This is a genomic window from Embleya sp. NPDC005575 (genome assembly GCF_040605455.1).
Taxonomy (GTDB): domain Bacteria; phylum Actinomycetota; class Actinomycetes; order Streptomycetales; family Streptomycetaceae; genus Embleya.
Window position 1 is genome coordinate 67,227 of sequence record NZ_JBEXCV010000011.1, and the last position, 15,972, is coordinate 83,198.

Annotated in this window: 13 protein-coding genes; 10 read left to right on the forward strand and 3 right to left on the reverse strand. The window is 69.6% G+C overall.

Features of this window, described 5'->3' with window-relative positions; all coding sequences use genetic code 11:
* Positions 1 to 81: 81 nt before the first annotated feature.
* The 7 genes from ABZS54_RS06075 (at position 82) to ABZS54_RS06105 (ending at position 8,135) form a co-directional block, all read left to right on the forward strand.
* The gene (locus ABZS54_RS06075; protein ID WP_355531542.1) at positions 82 to 1,233 is read left to right on the forward strand and encodes an ABC transporter ATP-binding protein; all 1,152 of its coding nucleotides are present in this window, start codon (positions 82 to 84) and stop codon (positions 1,231 to 1,233) included.
* Positions 1,230 to 2,162, forward strand: coding sequence for an ABC transporter permease (locus ABZS54_RS06080; RefSeq protein ID WP_355531544.1), 933 nt, complete (start codon positions 1,230 to 1,232; stop codon positions 2,160 to 2,162). The genes ABZS54_RS06075 and ABZS54_RS06080 overlap by 4 nt, the downstream gene beginning before the upstream one ends.
* Positions 2,162 to 2,962, forward strand: a complete 801-nt coding sequence (locus tag ABZS54_RS06085) for an ABC transporter permease (RefSeq protein WP_355531546.1) — start codon at positions 2,162 to 2,164, stop codon at positions 2,960 to 2,962. The genes ABZS54_RS06080 and ABZS54_RS06085 overlap by 1 nt, the downstream gene beginning before the upstream one ends.
* A gap of 106 nt (positions 2,963 to 3,068) precedes the next feature.
* Positions 3,069 to 4,499: an FAD-dependent oxidoreductase gene (locus ABZS54_RS06090; protein WP_355531548.1), complete on the forward strand. Its 1,431-nt coding sequence runs from the start codon at positions 3,069 to 3,071 to the stop codon at positions 4,497 to 4,499.
* A 393-nt stretch (positions 4,500 to 4,892) separates the two neighbouring features.
* Positions 4,893 to 6,395 carry a CoA-acylating methylmalonate-semialdehyde dehydrogenase gene (locus ABZS54_RS06095; protein WP_355531550.1) on the forward strand — a complete coding sequence of 501 codons (1,503 nt, stop codon included), beginning with the start codon at positions 4,893 to 4,895 and terminating at the stop codon, positions 6,393 to 6,395.
* A gap of 289 nt (positions 6,396 to 6,684) precedes the next feature.
* A complete protein-coding gene (locus tag ABZS54_RS06100; RefSeq protein WP_355531552.1) occupies positions 6,685 to 7,302 on the forward strand; it encodes a hypothetical protein in 618 nt (205 codons plus the stop codon).
* Between the two features lie 38 nt (positions 7,303 to 7,340).
* The gene (locus ABZS54_RS06105; RefSeq protein ID WP_355531554.1) at positions 7,341 to 8,135 is read left to right on the forward strand and encodes a tyrosine-protein phosphatase; all 795 of its coding nucleotides are present in this window, start codon (positions 7,341 to 7,343) and stop codon (positions 8,133 to 8,135) included.
* Positions 8,136 to 8,230: 95 nt separating this feature from the next.
* Here the strand turns inward: ABZS54_RS06105 and ABZS54_RS06110 are convergent, their stop codons facing one another.
* On the reverse strand, positions 8,231 to 9,646 hold the full coding sequence (locus ABZS54_RS06110) for an APC family permease (protein ID WP_355531556.1): 1,416 nt from the start codon (positions 9,644 to 9,646) through the stop codon (positions 8,231 to 8,233).
* Positions 9,647 to 9,907: 261 nt separating this feature from the next.
* On the opposite strand from ABZS54_RS06110, the gene ABZS54_RS06115 reads away from it, so the two are divergent.
* A complete protein-coding gene (locus tag ABZS54_RS06115) occupies positions 9,908 to 10,306 on the forward strand; it encodes a hypothetical protein (RefSeq protein ID WP_355531558.1) in 399 nt (132 codons plus the stop codon).
* Here ABZS54_RS06115 and ABZS54_RS06120 read toward each other — a convergent pair.
* A complete protein-coding gene (locus ABZS54_RS06120) occupies positions 10,236 to 10,862 on the reverse strand; it encodes a phosphatase PAP2 family protein (protein ID WP_355531560.1) in 627 nt (208 codons plus the stop codon). The genes ABZS54_RS06115 and ABZS54_RS06120 overlap by 71 nt on opposite strands.
* Positions 10,863 to 11,411: 549 nt before the next feature.
* Here ABZS54_RS06120 and ABZS54_RS06125 point away from each other — a divergent pair.
* On the forward strand, positions 11,412 to 11,858 hold the full coding sequence (locus ABZS54_RS06125) for an anti-sigma factor antagonist (protein ID WP_355531562.1): 447 nt from the start codon (positions 11,412 to 11,414) through the stop codon (positions 11,856 to 11,858).
* A 122-nt stretch (positions 11,859 to 11,980) separates the two neighbouring features.
* Here ABZS54_RS06125 and gabT read toward each other — a convergent pair whose 3' ends face one another.
* Entirely contained in the window at positions 11,981 to 13,336 is a 1,356-nt protein-coding gene (gene gabT, locus ABZS54_RS06130) for a 4-aminobutyrate--2-oxoglutarate transaminase (protein WP_355531564.1), read from the reverse strand.
* 255 nt (positions 13,337 to 13,591) lie between these two features.
* Here gabT and ABZS54_RS06135 point away from each other — a divergent pair, with 255 nt between their 5' ends.
* Complete coding sequence (locus ABZS54_RS06135) at positions 13,592 to 15,967, forward strand: hypothetical protein (protein WP_355531566.1); 2,376 nt, start codon at positions 13,592 to 13,594, stop codon at positions 15,965 to 15,967.
* The last annotated feature ends 5 nt before the right edge of the window (positions 15,968 to 15,972 follow it).

The following is a 15,972-nucleotide window of genomic DNA, read 5'->3' on the forward strand; positions in this document are numbered from 1 at the left end:
CGGGCGGCCGAGAGCGCGAGCTCTCGGCCGCCCTTGCGGCCGGCGAGCGGGTTCGGGGCCCGCGGCGCGGCGAGAGGAATCATGACTGAGCAGCAGCGGGCCGGCGCCTCCGGCGACGTCTCCTTGGCGGGCCTGAGCAAGCACTACGGCGACTTCACGGCCGTCCGACCCATGGACCTGACGATCCCCGCGGGATCGTTCTTCGCCCTCCTCGGTGCCTCGGGCTGCGGCAAGACCACGACGCTGCGGATGATCGCCGGACTGGAGCAGCCCTCGACCGGCAGCATCCGCATCGGCGACCGCGACGTCACGGCCCTTCCGCCGTACAAGCGCCCGGTGAACACGGTGTTCCAGAACTACGCGCTCTTCCCGCACCTGAGCGTGGCCGACAACGTCGGCTTCGGCCTCAAGCGGCGCGGCATCAAGGACACCCGGCAGCAGGTCGAGGACATGCTCGACCTGGTCGAGCTCGGGCACCTGGCCAAGCGCAAGCCGACCCAGCTCTCCGGCGGTCAGCAGCAGCGGGTCGCGGTGGCCCGGGCGCTGATCAACACGCCGCAGGTGCTGCTCCTGGACGAGCCGCTGGGCGCGCTCGACCTCAAGCTGCGCCGGCAGATGCAGCTCGAACTCAAGCGCATCCAGACCGACGTGGGCATCACGTTCGTGCACGTGACGCACGACCAGGAAGAGGCCATGACGATGGCCGACACGATCGCCGTGATGAACGGCGGCCGAATAGAGCAACTCGGCTCCCCGGTCGAGCTGTACGAGGCGCCGCGCACCACGTTCGTGGCCAACTTCCTGGGCCAGTCCAACCTGGTCGAGGCCAAGGTGACCGGGCGCGCCGACGGCGATCTGCTGCTGGACGCGCAGGGCAACCGGCTGGCGCTGCCCGCCGCCCGCTCGGCCGCCGACGGCGATCGCATCGTGATGGGCATCCGACCGGAGAAGATCACCATCGCCTACGCGGCGGACGCGAAGGTCGCGGACAACCGCAACCGCCTCGACGGCGGTGTGATCGTGGACGCGGCGTTCATCGGCGTCTCCACGCAGTACGTGGTGCGGATGCCGTGGGGTCAGGAGTTCACCGTGTTCGAACAGAACATGGAGCGCGACCCGCGTCTGGTGCCCGGGGCGACGGTGATCCTGCACTGGAACCCGGAGCACGGCTTCGGCCTGGAGTCGGGCGACCTGACCGCGGGCATCGCCGAGGCGAGCGAGGACGCCGCGTGAGCGCGCTCGGCACCCTCGGCGCGGGCACGACGGGAGGTGCGGACACCAAGACCACGGAGCTCAAGCGGCGCGGCAGATGGGTGCCCTACGCGCTGCTGGCGCCCGGCCTGCTGTGGCTGGTGGTCTTCTTCGCGATCCCGATGGTGGTTCAGGGCTCGACCTCGCTGCAGACCGGCAACCTGACCAAGGGCTACGACCTCACCTGGCACTGGGCCACCTACTGGGATGCGCTCGACCAGTACTACCCGCAGTTCCTGCGTTCCTTCGGGTACGCGGCCGCGGCGACCGTGATGTGCCTGGTGATCGGCTACCCGCTCGCCTACGCGATCGCGTTCAAGGCCGGCAAGTGGCGCGGCATGTGGCTGGTGCTGGTGATCGCCCCGTTCTTCACCAGCTTCCTGGTCCGCACGCTGGCCTGGAAGACGATCCTCGCGGACAACGGGATCGTCGTGGACGTGCTCAACAAGCTGCACTTCACCAACGTCACGGCGTTCCTCGGCCTGACCCAGGACGACCGGGTGCTGGCCACGCCGCTCGCGGTGATCTGCGGACTGACCTACAACTTCCTGCCGTTCATGGTGCTGCCGCTGTACGCGTGCCTGGAGCGGATCGATCCGCGCCTGCACGAGGCCGCCGGCGACCTGTACGCGTCGCCGCGAACCACCTTCGCCAAGGTCACCTTCCCGCTGTCGCTGCCGGGCGTGGTCTCCGGCACGCTGCTCACCTTCATCCCGGCGTCCGGCGACTACGTCAACGCGCAGTGGCTCGGCTCGCCGGACACCGGCATGGCGGGCAACGTGATCCAGACCCAGTTCCTGCGGGTGCTGGACTACCCCACCGCCGCCGCCCTGTCGTTCATCCTGATGTTGTTGATCGTGCTCATGGTGACGGCGTACATCCGCAAGGCGGGGACGGAGGACCTGGTCTGATGGCCGTCGTCAACTGGTTGCGTCGCAACGTCATCGTGCTGTTCGGTCTGCTCGCGCTCGGCTACATGACGCTGCCCAACATCGTCGTGCTGATGTTCTCGTTCAACGACCCGAACGGGCGCTTCAACTACACCTGGAACGGCTTCACGCTCGATGCGTGGGAGCAGCCGTGCGGGGTCGCGGGCATCTGCGACTCGGTCGCGGTCAGCATGAAGATCGCGGTCCTGTCGACCCTGATCGCCACCGCGCTCGGCACCGCGATCGCGTTCGCGCTCGGCCGCTACCGGTTCCGGGCCCGCGGCGCGATCAACACGCTGCTGTTCCTGCCGATGTCCATGCCCGAGGTGGTGATGGGCGCCTCGCTCGGCACGCTGTTCCTGAACATGCGGATCAACACCGGCTTCGTGACGATCCTGATCGCGCACATCATGTTCTGCCTGAGCTTCGTCGTGGTCGCGGTCAAGGCCCGCGTGCTGGGCATGGACCCCAAGCTCGAAGAGGCCGCTCAGGACCTGTACGCGTCACCCGTCCAGGTGTTCCTGCGGGTGACCCTGCCGCTCGCCGCACCCGGTATCGGGGCCGGCGCGATGCTCGCCTTCGCGCTGAGCTTCGACGATTTCGTGATCACGAACTTCACCTCGGGCAACACGGTCACCTTCCCGATGTTCGTGTACGGCGCAGCCCAGCGCGGCACGCCGCCGCAGATCAACGTGATCGGTTCGGCGATGTTCGTGATCGCCGTACTGATCGTGATGATCGGGCAGATCCGCGCCTCGCGGCGGGCCAAACAGCGGGCGTAGTTTCGCCCGTTAAATGATGATCAATCCCAGATCTGTAGCTATGCGGTGAAACCGCCGGGGCCCGACAAGGCGGCCCCGGCGGACACTGCGAAAGTGGTGAAACCCCATGGGTCCCCGGAACACGTCGGATCCTGCTCCCTCGGTCGAGGCGATCCGCTCGCTCGCGGACGCCGCGCCGACCCCCTTCTGGCTCGACCGGAGCGACCGACCGGAGCCGTGCGCGGCTCTGGTCGGCGACGACCACTGCGATCTGGCGATCGTCGGCGGCGGCTACTCGGGCCTTTGGACCGCACTGATCGCGAAGGAACGCAACCCCTCGCGCGACGTGGTGCTGGTCGAGGCGCACGAGATCGGCTGGGCGGCCTCGGGCCGCAACGGCGGATTCTGCGCCGCGAGCCTGACCCACGGCTTCTACAACGGGCTGGACCGCTGGGAGAGCGACCTCGCCCGACTGGAGCGGCTCGGTGAGCACAACCTCGACGAGATCGAGGCGGCGATCAAGCGCTACGGCATCGACTGCGACTTCCGTCGCACCGGCGAGCTCAGCGTCGCGACCCAGCCGCACCAGGTCGAGGAACTGCGCGAGGAGATCGATCTCGCCCGGCGCTACGGCACCGAACTGACCTTCCTGGACCGGGACGAGGTGCGTGCGGAGGTCGACTCGCCCACCTACCTCGCCGGCGTCTGGGACAGGACCGGCTGCGCGATCATCGACCCGGCCCGACTGGCCTGGGGCCTCAAGGCCGCGTGCGAGTCGCTGGGCGTGCGCGTTTACGAGCGCACCAAGGTGACCGAACTGGGCGAGCACGGCTCGGGGATGGTGCTGAAGACCGCGTACGGTCGGGTCTTCGCGGGCAACGTGGCGCTGGGCACCAACGTCTTCCCGTCGTTGGTCAAGCGGCTGCGGCCGTTCGTGGTGCCGGTCTACGACTACGCGATGATGACCGAGCCGCTGAGTGCCGAGCAGCTCGCGGCGATCGGCTGGCACAACCGGCAGGGCATCGGCGACACGAACAACCAGTTCCACTACTACCGGCTCAGCGCGGACAACCGGATCCTGTGGGGCGGTTACGACGCCGTCTACCACTACGGTTCCAAGCTCTCCTCGGACCTGGACCAGCGCCCGGAGACGTTCGCGAAGCTCGCGCAGCACTTCTTCGAGACGTTCCCGCAGCTCGAAGGTCTGCGCTTCAGCCACACGTGGGGTGGCGCGATCGACACGTGCAGCCGCTTCTCGGCGTTCTTCGGGACGGCGTACAAGGGCAAGGTCGCGTACGCGCTGGGCTTCACCGGTCTGGGCGTGGGCGCGACCCGCTTCGGCGCCGAGGTGATGCTGGACAAGCTCGACGGTCGCCCGACCGAGCGCACCGAACTCGAGATGGTCCGCACCAAGCCCCTCCCGTTCCCGCCGGAACCGATCAAGTGGGCGGGCGTGACGATGACCAAGTGGTCGATGGACCGCGCCGACAAGAACGCCGGCAAGCGCAACCTGTGGCTCAAGGCCCTCGACAAGGTCGGCATGGGCTTCGACAGTTAGAAACGCGCTTCGCGCGGTGGCGGCCTCCGGCCGCTCTCCTCGCGCGCTCGTCGATCACCACACGCGATCAAGTCGTGGGCGCTGACGCGCCGTCGGGCAGCCGGGTGAGCATGCACCTCACCCGGCTTCCGGCGTGTCATCCCGCAGCCCCGGGGGAGGCCGCGGGGCCGTGATTCGCGCGCCCCGCCGCGGTGGATCCGCAGCCTTCGTCCGAGACGCAACGGGCCATGTGGGTGGGCAGCACCAATGCCGACCGAGACGGACTGTAAGGCGAACGGCCCAACCGCCGACACCATGAAGCTTGAAGCGCTCCACGAAGGCCAGCAAGACTGGCCACCGTACGGGGCTTGTGCGGCCCCTCGCCGAAACCGCATCCCCCCGGAAGGTCGGACCGTGACGAACCACGTAACCCACTGGATTGCCAACGCGGAGTGGACAGGCGTCTCCGAGCGTCGGGGCGACATCCACAACCCCGCCACCGGCAAGATCACCGGCACGGTCGACTACGCGTCCGTGGCCGAGGTCGACGAGGCCGTCTCGGTCGCCGTCCGCGCCTTCGCCACCTGGAAGAACGCCTCGCTCGCCAAGCGCTCCTCGGTGCTCTTCAACTTCCGTGAGTTGCTCAACGCCAAGAAGGACGAGCTCGCCGCGATCATCGTGGCCGAGCACGGCAAGGTGCACTCGGACGCGCTGGGCGAGATCGCCCGCGGCCAGGAGGTCGTGGAACTCGCGTGCGGCATTCCGCACCTGCAGAAGGGCGGGCACTCCGAGCAGGCGTCGACCGGCATCGACGTCTACTCGATCCGCCAGCCGCTGGGCCCGGTCGCGATCATCTCGCCGTTCAACTTCCCGGCGATGGTCCCGATGTGGTTCTTCCCGATCGCGATCGCAACCGGCAACACGGTGATCCTCAAGCCGAGCGAGAAGGATCCGTCGACCGCGAACTTCCTCGCCGACCTGTGGAAGCAGGCCGGTCTGCCCGACGGCGTGTTCAACGTCGTGCACGGTGACAAGGTCGCCGTGGACCGCATCCTGGAGCACCCGGACATCAAGTCCGTCTCCTTCGTCGGCTCGACCCCCATCGCCAAGTACGTGTACGAGAACGGCACCCGCTACGGCAAGCGCGTGCAGGCCCTCGGCGGCGCCAAGAACCACATGCTGGTGCTCCCGGACGCCGACCTGGACCTGGTCGCCGACGCCGCGGTCAACGCCGGCTTCGGCGCGGCCGGCGAGCGCTGCATGGCGATCTCGGCCCTGGTCGCGGTCGAGCCGATCGCCGACGAGCTGATCGCCCGGATCAAGGAGCGGATGACCAAGCTCCGGGTCGGCGCGGGCAACGACGCCGCCTCCGAGATGGGCCCGCTGGTCACCCGCCAGCACGCGGACAAGGTGCTCTCCTACGTTCAGGCCGGCGAGGACCAGGGCGCGACGCTCGTGGTGGACGGCCGCGAGCACCCGATCAACGGCGCCGACACCGCCGACGGCTACTGGGTCGGCCCGACCCTGTTCGACAACGTCACCCCCGAGATGTCGATCTACACCGACGAGATCTTCGGCCCGGTGTTGTCGGTCGTCCGGGTCGAGTCCTACGACGAGGGCCTGGCGCTGATCAACGCCAACCCGTACGGCAACGGCACCGCGATCTTCACCAACGACGGCGGCGCGGCCCGCAGGTTCCAGAACGAGGTCGAGGTCGGCATGATCGGCATCAACGTGCCGATCCCGGTTCCGGTCGCCTACTACTCGTTCGGCGGCTGGAAGAACTCGCTGTTCGGCGACCTGCACGCGTACGGCGCCGACGGCGTGCAGTTCTTCACCCGCGGCAAGGTCGTCACCCAGCGCTGGCTCGACCCCAGCCACGGCGGCATCAACCTGGGCTTCCCGACCAACGACTGACGTTCGCTCGCCTCGGCGAGCACGCGCACGAGCCCGCCCGACCCCAATGACGTGGTCGGGCGGGCTTCGTCGTCCGCGGCCCGGATACGGACCCCGGGCGCTTCGCCATTTCTTCCGCACGCCTTCCCTGGCAGCATGCGTGACGGGTCGTCAGATGATCAGTCGGCGGCCGCTACGGACGTGACAGGGGAACGGCGCATGCCCATCGAAGACAGCCCACCCGGCGATACCGCCATCCACGTGATCCAGATATCCGACGTGCACTACCGGGACGCTCCGGGCACCCGCGGTGCGGATCGGGTCATGGCTGCTGCTCATGGTGGACACCAACGCGCTCGGCCGCGAACACGTGGGCGACGGGGTGTACCGCGACCTCGACGACCGGATGACCCGAGCCGACGGGCCGGAGCTGAGCGCGCCCGAGGCCGCCCGGATCCGAGAGATCCTGGCCGGTTCGGATGCCGAGCACGTGCTGCTGTTCGTCCACCAGCCGCCGCTCGCCGAGATCTGCCCGCGTTTGGACCCCTCCGGCCGACTCGGCGCGTTGCTCCGCGACTTCGGGCACATCCGAGCCATCTCCGGTGGCCACCTGCACGGCTCGCTCGAAGGCGAGTTCGCCGGGGTGCCGGTGTTCGTGGCGCCCTCGACCACGTACAGCATCGACTACGCCGGCAATCGCTTCGACGGCCCCGGCTATCGCACCTTCACGCTGCACCCGGACGGCCGGGTCGAATCCGAGGCGCACACCGCGCCCGGTCCGATCACCGACGCGATGCGCGCCAAGCCCGCACCGCGCTTTCTCACCGATCTCATGCTGGGCGTGGTGACCATCGAGGAGATGCGCGACATGAGCGACGACCGGTTCGAGGCCCGGTTCGGCGAGCCCCGTCCGGTTCGCGGCGCCTGAGTCCGATTCCCTACAGCCCGACCAGCACGAGGAGACACGTGACACAGCATCAGGCGGATGCCGGACTCGCCCTCGAAGGGGTCCGCAACTTCCGCGACATCGGTGGACTGCCCACCGCCGACGGCCGGCGGGTGCGGACCGGTCGCTACTTCCGCAGCGGCCACCTGGCCAAGCCCACGAACGCGGACCGCGCCGTCCTCGCCGACCTGGGCATCCGGCTCGTGGTGGACCTGCGCAGCCCGGCCGACATCGAACTGGACGGCGCCGACGTGCTGCCCGCCGGGGCCCGGTGGCTGAACCTGCCGATGTCCGACCCGGCCCGACACTCGGACTTCTGGAGCGATCTGCGCAGCGCCGACCTGAGTGTGCTGCGCGAGCGGCTCGGCAACGGGCGGGCGGAGAAGTCGATCGCGGCGGACTACCGCGACCAGGTGGTGAGTCGGGTCGACCGGCACGCGCGGATGTTGCGCGCGATGCTCGACGCGGACGGCCTGCCGGTCGTGGTGCACTGTTCGGCCGGCAAGGACCGCGCCGGGATCGCGGCGGCCCTGGTGCAGCGGATCGTCGGCGTCTGCGCCGACGACGCGGTGGCGAACTACCTGGTCAGCAATGACCCGGGCAACCGCTACGAGCCGAATACCGACAAGCTCGCGATGCGGCCGGGTCTGCTGGAGCTCTTCCAGCCGTTCCTGGAGGTGCGCGAGGAATACCTGCGCGGCGCCTTCGAGGTGATGGACACCCACTGGGGCGGCTTCGACGCCTACCTGGAGCAGGGGCTGGGCCTGGACGCGGACCGGCTGGACCGGCTGCGGACGGCGCTGCTGGAGGACTGAGCCGGGTCCGGACGCGCCCGAGGACGGTGCCCACAGGAGGAGGCACCGCCCTCGGGTCGGTACGGCGTGCGGCGGTTGCCGCGGTCGGCCGACGATCAGGAGTCGTCGGCCATCAGCTTGATGTTCCAGCGGGTCTCCTGGCGCGGACGCAGGTAGAACACCCAGTACAGCGCGGCCAGGAGCAGCACCCCACCGGTGATCAGCAACGCGCGGGTGGGCTGTTCGGTCAGCACGTAGATCATCGACACGATCAGGACCACCGGGATCGCGGGCCACAGCGGCATCCGCCAGGCCTGCGTGCTCTTGTGCGCGCCCTTCCGGGCGACCAGCACGGCGAGCGCCACCACCAGGTAGAGCGCGGCGACCGCGACGCCGGTGACCTCACCGAGGAGCGTCGTGGGCACGAAGCACAGGAGCGCGCCGGGCACCCCGACCACCAGCGTGGACACCCAGGGCGAACCGAACCGGTTCACCTTGCCGAAGGCCCGGTTGATCGGCTCGGGCCAGGCCCGGTCGCGGGCCGAGGCGTAGACCACGCGCGAGTTCTGGATGACCATGACCACGCCCGCGTTGATGATCGCCAGCGCGATGCACAGGCCGATGAAGGTGGCCATGCCGTGGTTGGACCAGCCCTCGACCAGGCCGAGGATGTCGCCGCCCGCCAGGGTCGCCTGGTCCGGAGCGCCGAGCGAGATCGCGATGGTCGGCACGATCAGGATCACGGCGCCCAGGCCCAGGGTCCACAACACCGTGCGAGAGACCGTGCGCCGCGGGTTCTCCATCTCCTCGGCCAGGTAGACCGCGGTGGAGAAGCCCTGGAGGGCGAACAGCGCGCCGGCCATGCCCGCGATCAGCAAGCCCATCTTCAGCGGATCCGTCGTGTTGCTCGCGGCGTCCACTACGACCTCGGGCTTGATCAGCGTCGAGGTGGCCTGGTTCACGTTGGCGAAGCCGAGGAAGGCGACGATCGCCGCGGCGATCACCTCCAGGGCCAGGAACACGCCGGTCACCCACGCGTTCGCGCGCAGGTCGAGCAGACCCATGATGGTGGCCAGGATCATCACCGCGGCGCCGGCCCACATCGTGTCGATCGTCGCGATCGAGGTCAGATACTCGGCGGTGCCCAGGGCGATGATCGGCGGCACGATCATCACCACGATGGTGGCGATGATGAAGACCAGCCAGCCCATGAAGCGGCCCATGAGGGTGCCGACCATGGCGTACTCGCCGCCGGCGCTGGGGATCAGGGTGCCCAACTCGGAGTAACAGAAGGCGACGCCGACACACAGCACGGCGGCCACGACCAAGGCCAAGGCGGTGCCGGAACCGAGGGTCTCGAACATCCCCGGAACGATCACGAAGAGCGAGGACGCGGGAGTCAGACACGAGAGCGTGAGCAGTGTGCCGCCGACGACTCCGATGGAGCGCTTGAGCGGCGCGGGGGCGCCGCCGGCGTCGAGAGTGACTGGAGTCAGGGTCCCGGACGGCGGTGGGGTTGTTTCAACAGCCATGTGCGCTACCTCTGCGGGACAGCGGGGTGCGGATATCGCCTCCGGGACGGATGGTGAGCCGTTCGCACTTTCCGAACGGTGCGGCGTAATACAAACGCCCGTTTGATCACCCGTCAAGATCCCGTTAGCAACTGATTCCGTAGCCAGTACACCCAGATTTCATCGAATAGCGCTTTAAGCTGGCATCTGATGGTACGTAATCCGCAGATTACTTGCGGGAAAAGTTTTCTCACCGTTCACCTGTCGAGATAGCCTCCGGCCATGGTCAACCGCGTACTCGCGCACACCGGCGCCCGGCATCCGGTGATCCAGTTCCTGGCCTCGTCCGAGAGTCCGGTGCACACCCACTACAAGCAGGCGGTGCTCGCTGCGGACGAGACCGGGACCGTGGTGGTCAACCGCACGGGCAGCCCGACCATGCGGGTCCTGGGCACCGAGTTCTCCCGCGCGCTCGCCGCCTCCGGCGGGCCGGCGCACAGCTCGCTCGACGCGATCAACCGCTTGTACTTCGACGGCGAGATGGAGGCGTCGCTCGCCTCCGCGGGTCAGTCGGTCGGCCTGGTGCACGACGTGGTGTCGGTGGCCACCATCATCGAGAACACGATGGCGGGGTTCCGCGCGGCGATGGCGACGGCGGTGCGGCGGGCGGGCGAGGTCTGAGCCCGCCGGCATCGGCCACCCGCGCCGCCGCCCGGAGCACGATCGCGCACAGCGCCCACGAAGCCAGTACGTCCGCGAGCCAGTGGTAGTCGCACCACAACAGCGCGAACCCGATCAGGAAGCACAGCACGGCCGCGCCCGTAGCCCAGTACCGACCCGCCCGCGCCGAGCCGACACGCCCGAGCAGGAGTGCGGCGATCCCGTAGCAGACCGTCGAGGTCGCGGTATGCCCGGACGGAAAGAAGCCCCACCCGTCGGCGGGCACCGGGGATTCGCTCGGTCCCGGCCGGCCGATCAGATCCTTGCCGCCGATCACCGCGATCATCACCACGAGCACGCTGCCCGCCGCGATCGCGATCGGGTACGCGCGGCGCGTTCGTACTGTTGCGAACAGCGCCGCGGCGGCGAGCGCGATCCCGGCGGGCAGCGGCCCACCCAGGTCGGCCAGGGCGTGCATGGGGCCGTCGAGCCAGGCCGCGCCGGACGCGCCCGCCAGGTCGCGCATCGCGGTGCGGACGGTGTGATCCAGCGCAAGCGAGGGTCCGCTTTCGGCCACTACCTGGATGGTGAGCGCCGCGAGCGTGAAAGCGAGAATCAGCGGCACTGCGAGGCCGCGCGTGTACTGTGAGTGAACAGACCACCGCCCCGGAACGGGGGGCGTTGTCCCGGGGCGGCCGCCGGCTTGCTCAGGGCCGGCGTCGGTGGAAGGTCTGTGCATCTCACTCGAAGATACGCGGAGAACAGGTCGGCAGGTTCCCGACGCGCGGCTCCACACAAAGCCTGCACACGTTCTCCACGGTCTGGAAGGCGAGACATACACGCTGTACGTTGGAACAATGAAGGGTGTGAGCGGCGTCACAGCGCGTGTCGCGTGAGTCCGACCACCCGGGAGAGTCCAAGTACGCGGAGAACATCCGTAAGCAGGGCAAATCGACGGTGGCTCGAGTGACGTGGCATTGACGCAATGTCGTCGATCGCCCCTCTGCTGTCAGCACGCAAAGGTAGGGTTGGCCAGGTGGTTGAAGAGTCCGATTACTCGACATACCGCGTGCCGTGCATCCCGGCCCCTGCGGGGAGCGGGCGCGTTCGCCGGACCGAGGTTCCGGTGGTTTCCAAGGGCGTCAAGGCGGGCGGTGCCGTGTTCGATTCCTCGGTGGAACCCCGACCGGGTCGGGGCGCGGGTGCGATAGGCGTGGTCCTGACCAGCGACCGCCAGCTTCGCGTCGTGCGCACGACACGGCCGCGCGGCCTGCGACTCGAAGGTGAGATCGACCTCGCGAACGTGGACGTGGTGCGCCGCGTGCTGGCCGCCGCGTCCCGCGATGGTGGCGACGTTCGGGTGGACGTCGGCAAGCTCGCTTTCATCGACGTCGCGGGCCTGCGGGTGTTCGTCGACCAGGCCGGCGCGCTGTCCCGGCGTGGCGGACACATGGTCCTGATCGGCGCGAGCCGGCAGATGTTGCGGGTGCTCGCACTGTGCGGGTGGGACGCCGTCCCGGGCTTGACCATGGTCGAGCGGATCGCCCCGGCGCCGCGCCGACCGCGGCTCTGAGCGGGCACTTGATCGCGCCGGCCGCCGGTCGGTCCACAGCGGACACCACACTCGTCCGAGACACCGAACCCCCGTCCATCGGAGCATTCCGACGGACGGGGGTTCGTGGTGTCGTGGCAGGCTCAGACCGAGCCGGCGAACGCCTGCTCGAGCACGTCCAGACCCTCCACGAGCAGGTGCTCGGGGATCACCAGCGGCGGCAGGAAACGCAGCACGTTGCCGTAGGTGCCGGCGGTCAGCACCAGCAGACCCTGCGCGTGGCACGCCTTGGCGACCGCGCCGGCCAGCTCCGCGTTCGGCTCCTTGGAGCCGGGCTTGACCAGCTCGATGGCGATCATCGCGCCGCGACCGCGGACCTCGCCGATCTCGGCGAACTTCTCGCTCATCGTGCCCAACCGGCCGAGCATGATCTCGCCGATCCGGCGGGCCGCGCCGTTGAGGTCGAGGCCGCGCATCGTCTCGATCGCGCCGAGCGCCGCGGCGCAGGCGACCGGGTTGCCGCCGTACGTACCACCGAGACCACCCGCATGGGCGGAGTCCATGATCTCGGCGCGTCCGGTCACGGCCGCCAGCGGCAGGCCGCCCGCGATGCCCTTGGCGGTGGTGATCAGGTCCGGCACGATGCCCTCGTCGTCGCACGCGAACCACTGGCCGGTGCGGCAGAAGCCGGTCTGGATCTCGTCCGCGACGAACACGATGCCGTTCGCCTTGCAGAACTCGACGATCCTGGGCAGGAAGCCCTTGGCCGGCTCGATGAAGCCGCCCTCGCCCAAGAGGGGCTCGATCACCACGGCGGCCACGTTGTGCGCGCCGATCTGCTTGGTGATCATGTCGATCGCCTGCGCGGCGGCCTCCTCGGCGCAGTTCTCCGCGCCGGTCAGCCAGCGGTAGGGGTAGGCGACCGGGACCCGGTAGACCTCGGGGGCGAACGGGCCGAACGACTCCTTGTACGGCATGTTCTTCGCGGTCAGCGCCATGGTCAGGTTGGTGCGACCGTGGTAGCCGTGGTCGAACACGACCACCGCGGGGCGCTTGGTGTGGGCGCGCGCGATCTTGACCGCGTTCTCCACCGCCTCGGCGCCCGAGTTGAACAGCGCCGTGCGCTTCTCGTGGTCACCCGGAGTCAGCTCGTTGAGCTGCTCGGCGACCGCCACGTACGACTCGTACGGGGTCACCATGAAGCATGTGTGGGTGAACCGCTGCAACTGCTCGGACGCGCGGCGTACGACACCCTCGGCCGAGTTGCCGACGCTGGTCACGGCGATGCCGGAGCCGAAGTCGATCAGCGAGTTGCCGTCCACGTCGACGACCACGCCGCCGCCCGCCTGGGTCACGAAGACCGGCAGGGTGGTGCTGACGCCGCGCGCGACCGCCGCGTTGCGGCGTGTCATCAGCTCGGTCGACTTCGGGCCGGGAATGGCGGTGACGAGCCGGCGCTCCTGCGGGAGCGAGGGCCCGCCGGGCTGCGAAGCGCCCATGCTGGTCTCCTGTGGGTCGAGGCGGGGTTTCGCGGTGGCACCGCGGTCCTATCGGCAGGCTAGGCGCCGGGCCGCGTTCGCCGCATGCGCCGCATCGGTTAATCACCCGGTTGCTTGTGTCCGGGATGGACAAATGCCGATCGGGCAGAACAACTCCGAACACATCGCGGACTCGCGCCGGAATGATCATCACGACGGCGGGTGTGGCGCCTAGATTGAGTTCCGGTTCAGGGTGTGGTTCCGGGAGGGCGAGACGTGGACGTGGAACGGCCGGATTCCCCGGCGTCGCCGGCTGTCGAGGCCGAGGTCTTCGGGGCCGACCCGACGGACCGCGGCGCCCCTGCGACCCGCCGCGCGCGGGCTGCCCGAACGCGGGTGCCGGCCCCGGCCGCGGCCGACCGCGACATCGATCCCGACGGCTTCGACCTGCGCGGGTGGCTGCGCGGCCCGCGGCACCGCGAGGCCCCGGGTGTGTACGGGTACGGCCGGGACGAGCGGGAGATCAGACTGCGGGCGGCCGAGCGCGACGCGCGCACCCGGCCCGAGGCGGCGTTGGTCCGGCGCGCGGTGCTCTGGCTGATGATCGCGGTACTCAGCCTGAACTGGGTGATAGTCGCCTATGTCTGGCTGGTCCGGAAGATCATCCCGACCTTCATGTGGCCGCTGCTGTTCAACAACCTGCTCTACGTGGTGCTGCTCGTGCTGTTCGGCTACCTCGGCCGCTGGCACGAGATCGTTTGGCCGTTCCTGCGCCCGTGGTGGCAGCGGCTGGACCGGCGGGCCGAGCTGAACGGGCGCCCGCGTCCCGAACAGTGGCGCCGTGCCGCACTGTTCCTGGTACTGGGCTTCGTCGCCTGGATCGCGCTGATGCGGCCGTTCGTCGCGCTGCTGCTGCTGATCTTCCCGCGTGGGCTGTTGCACGACGGGCAGTGGCTGGTCCGGCTCCTGTACAACGGCGGCTTTCTGTACGCGGGCGCGGTACTCGGCCGCTGGGACGTGGTGATCAGGCCGTACGCAAGCACCCCGGGCGAGCAGGCCGCGCCCGAGGCCGAGGAGGCGCAGGTCGCCGACGCGGAGCTGTGGCCCGAACTGCGCGACGCGGGGCAGCACGAGGCCGCCGACGTGCTCGACCACGAGGTATCCGCGGGCCGGGTGCGGGACGTGGACTATCTGCGGCTGCGCCGGGTGATCAAGGCCGGCGCATCGGACCCCGAATACCTCGCGGACGTGGCCGACGAGATCACCGACCACGGTGCCGCCGCCTGTCGGCACCGCTCCGGGCAGCGCGACCTGCGGCCCCGACGAGCCGAACACGACCTGTTCGCCGGCCAGGTGCGGATTGGCGTGGGCACCGACCACCCGAAGAACCCGCCGCTGTACCGGGACACCGCCTTCGCCCTCGATCCGGACGTGCTCGGCGCCTCGATGCTCGTGGTCGGCGCGGCCCGGGCCGGCGAACCGGGCCGACTGCTCGAACCGGTGGTCGAGACGATGAGCCTGCGCGCGCTCACCGGCGCCGCGTCGTTGGTGGTGATCGATGCCAAGGGCGACGAGTTCGAACGCACGAACGGCTACGACCTCGAAGTGATCGTCGGCGATCCGGATTCGCCCTCGGGTCTGGACCTGTACGGCGGCGCGGCCTCACCCGAGGACGCCGCCGACCGGCTCGCCGCCGCCGCGCTGCCGCCGAACGCGATCGGGCTGGGCGACGCCGCGAGCAACGCGCTGCGCCAGGTGCTCGGCGCCTACGTGGCCGGGCACGGCCGCTATCCCGAGGTGGGCACGCTGCTCGACCTGCTGGACGGCACCGAGGCCGCGCTCGCCGCACTGGAGCGCGCGCTGCGGGCCGCCGACCGCTACGCCGAGCACGAGCGGGCGCTGCGCGCGCTGGCGCGCGGCGACGACGATGCGCGGATGCTCGTGCAGCGCCTCGCGGTGCTGGAGCGACCCGGCGTCGCGGAGCTGTTCCGATCCGATCGGGAGCAGTTCGCGGCCGGCGACATCGACCGGCCGCTGCGGGTGCGAATCGCGCTGAACGAGGCCGCGCACCCCGAGGCGGCCCGACTTATCGGCCGGCTCGTGCTCTCCCAGTTCGTCCAGGCGATGGCCACGCCCCGGCGCGAGCGCGGGCCGCGCAAGGTGTTCGCGTGCCTGGTCGCCGACGACGCGGGGCGGCTGGTGGACGAGTACGCGGCCAAGGGCCTGCAGTGGGCCCGCAATCGCCGGGCGGGCCTGGTCCTGTCGGTGCGCTCGCTCGACGACCTCGACCCCGCGTTGCGGCACACCGTGTTCGCCGCGGCCGGCTGCAAGGCGGTGGTACCGGGCGCGTCCCGCACCGATGCCAAGCTGTTCGCCGAATACTGGGGGATGACCAAGGAACAGGAGAAGTCGATCACCATGGGCACGCCCGAGGGCGGCCTGGTCAAGCGGATCCGCTACTCGGTGCTGGGCGCGCTGTTCGGCGAGAAGGCGAGTGGGCGGTCCGAGCGGGTGACCACCCGCACCGTCGAGCGCTACCGCTGGTCCCCGACCGAGATCACCGGCGATCTGCCCACACGGCACGCCGTCGTCAGCCTGACCACCCGAAAGGGCGAGCGAACCCCTCCCGTGCTGATCGATCTCGGCCGCTGAGTCAG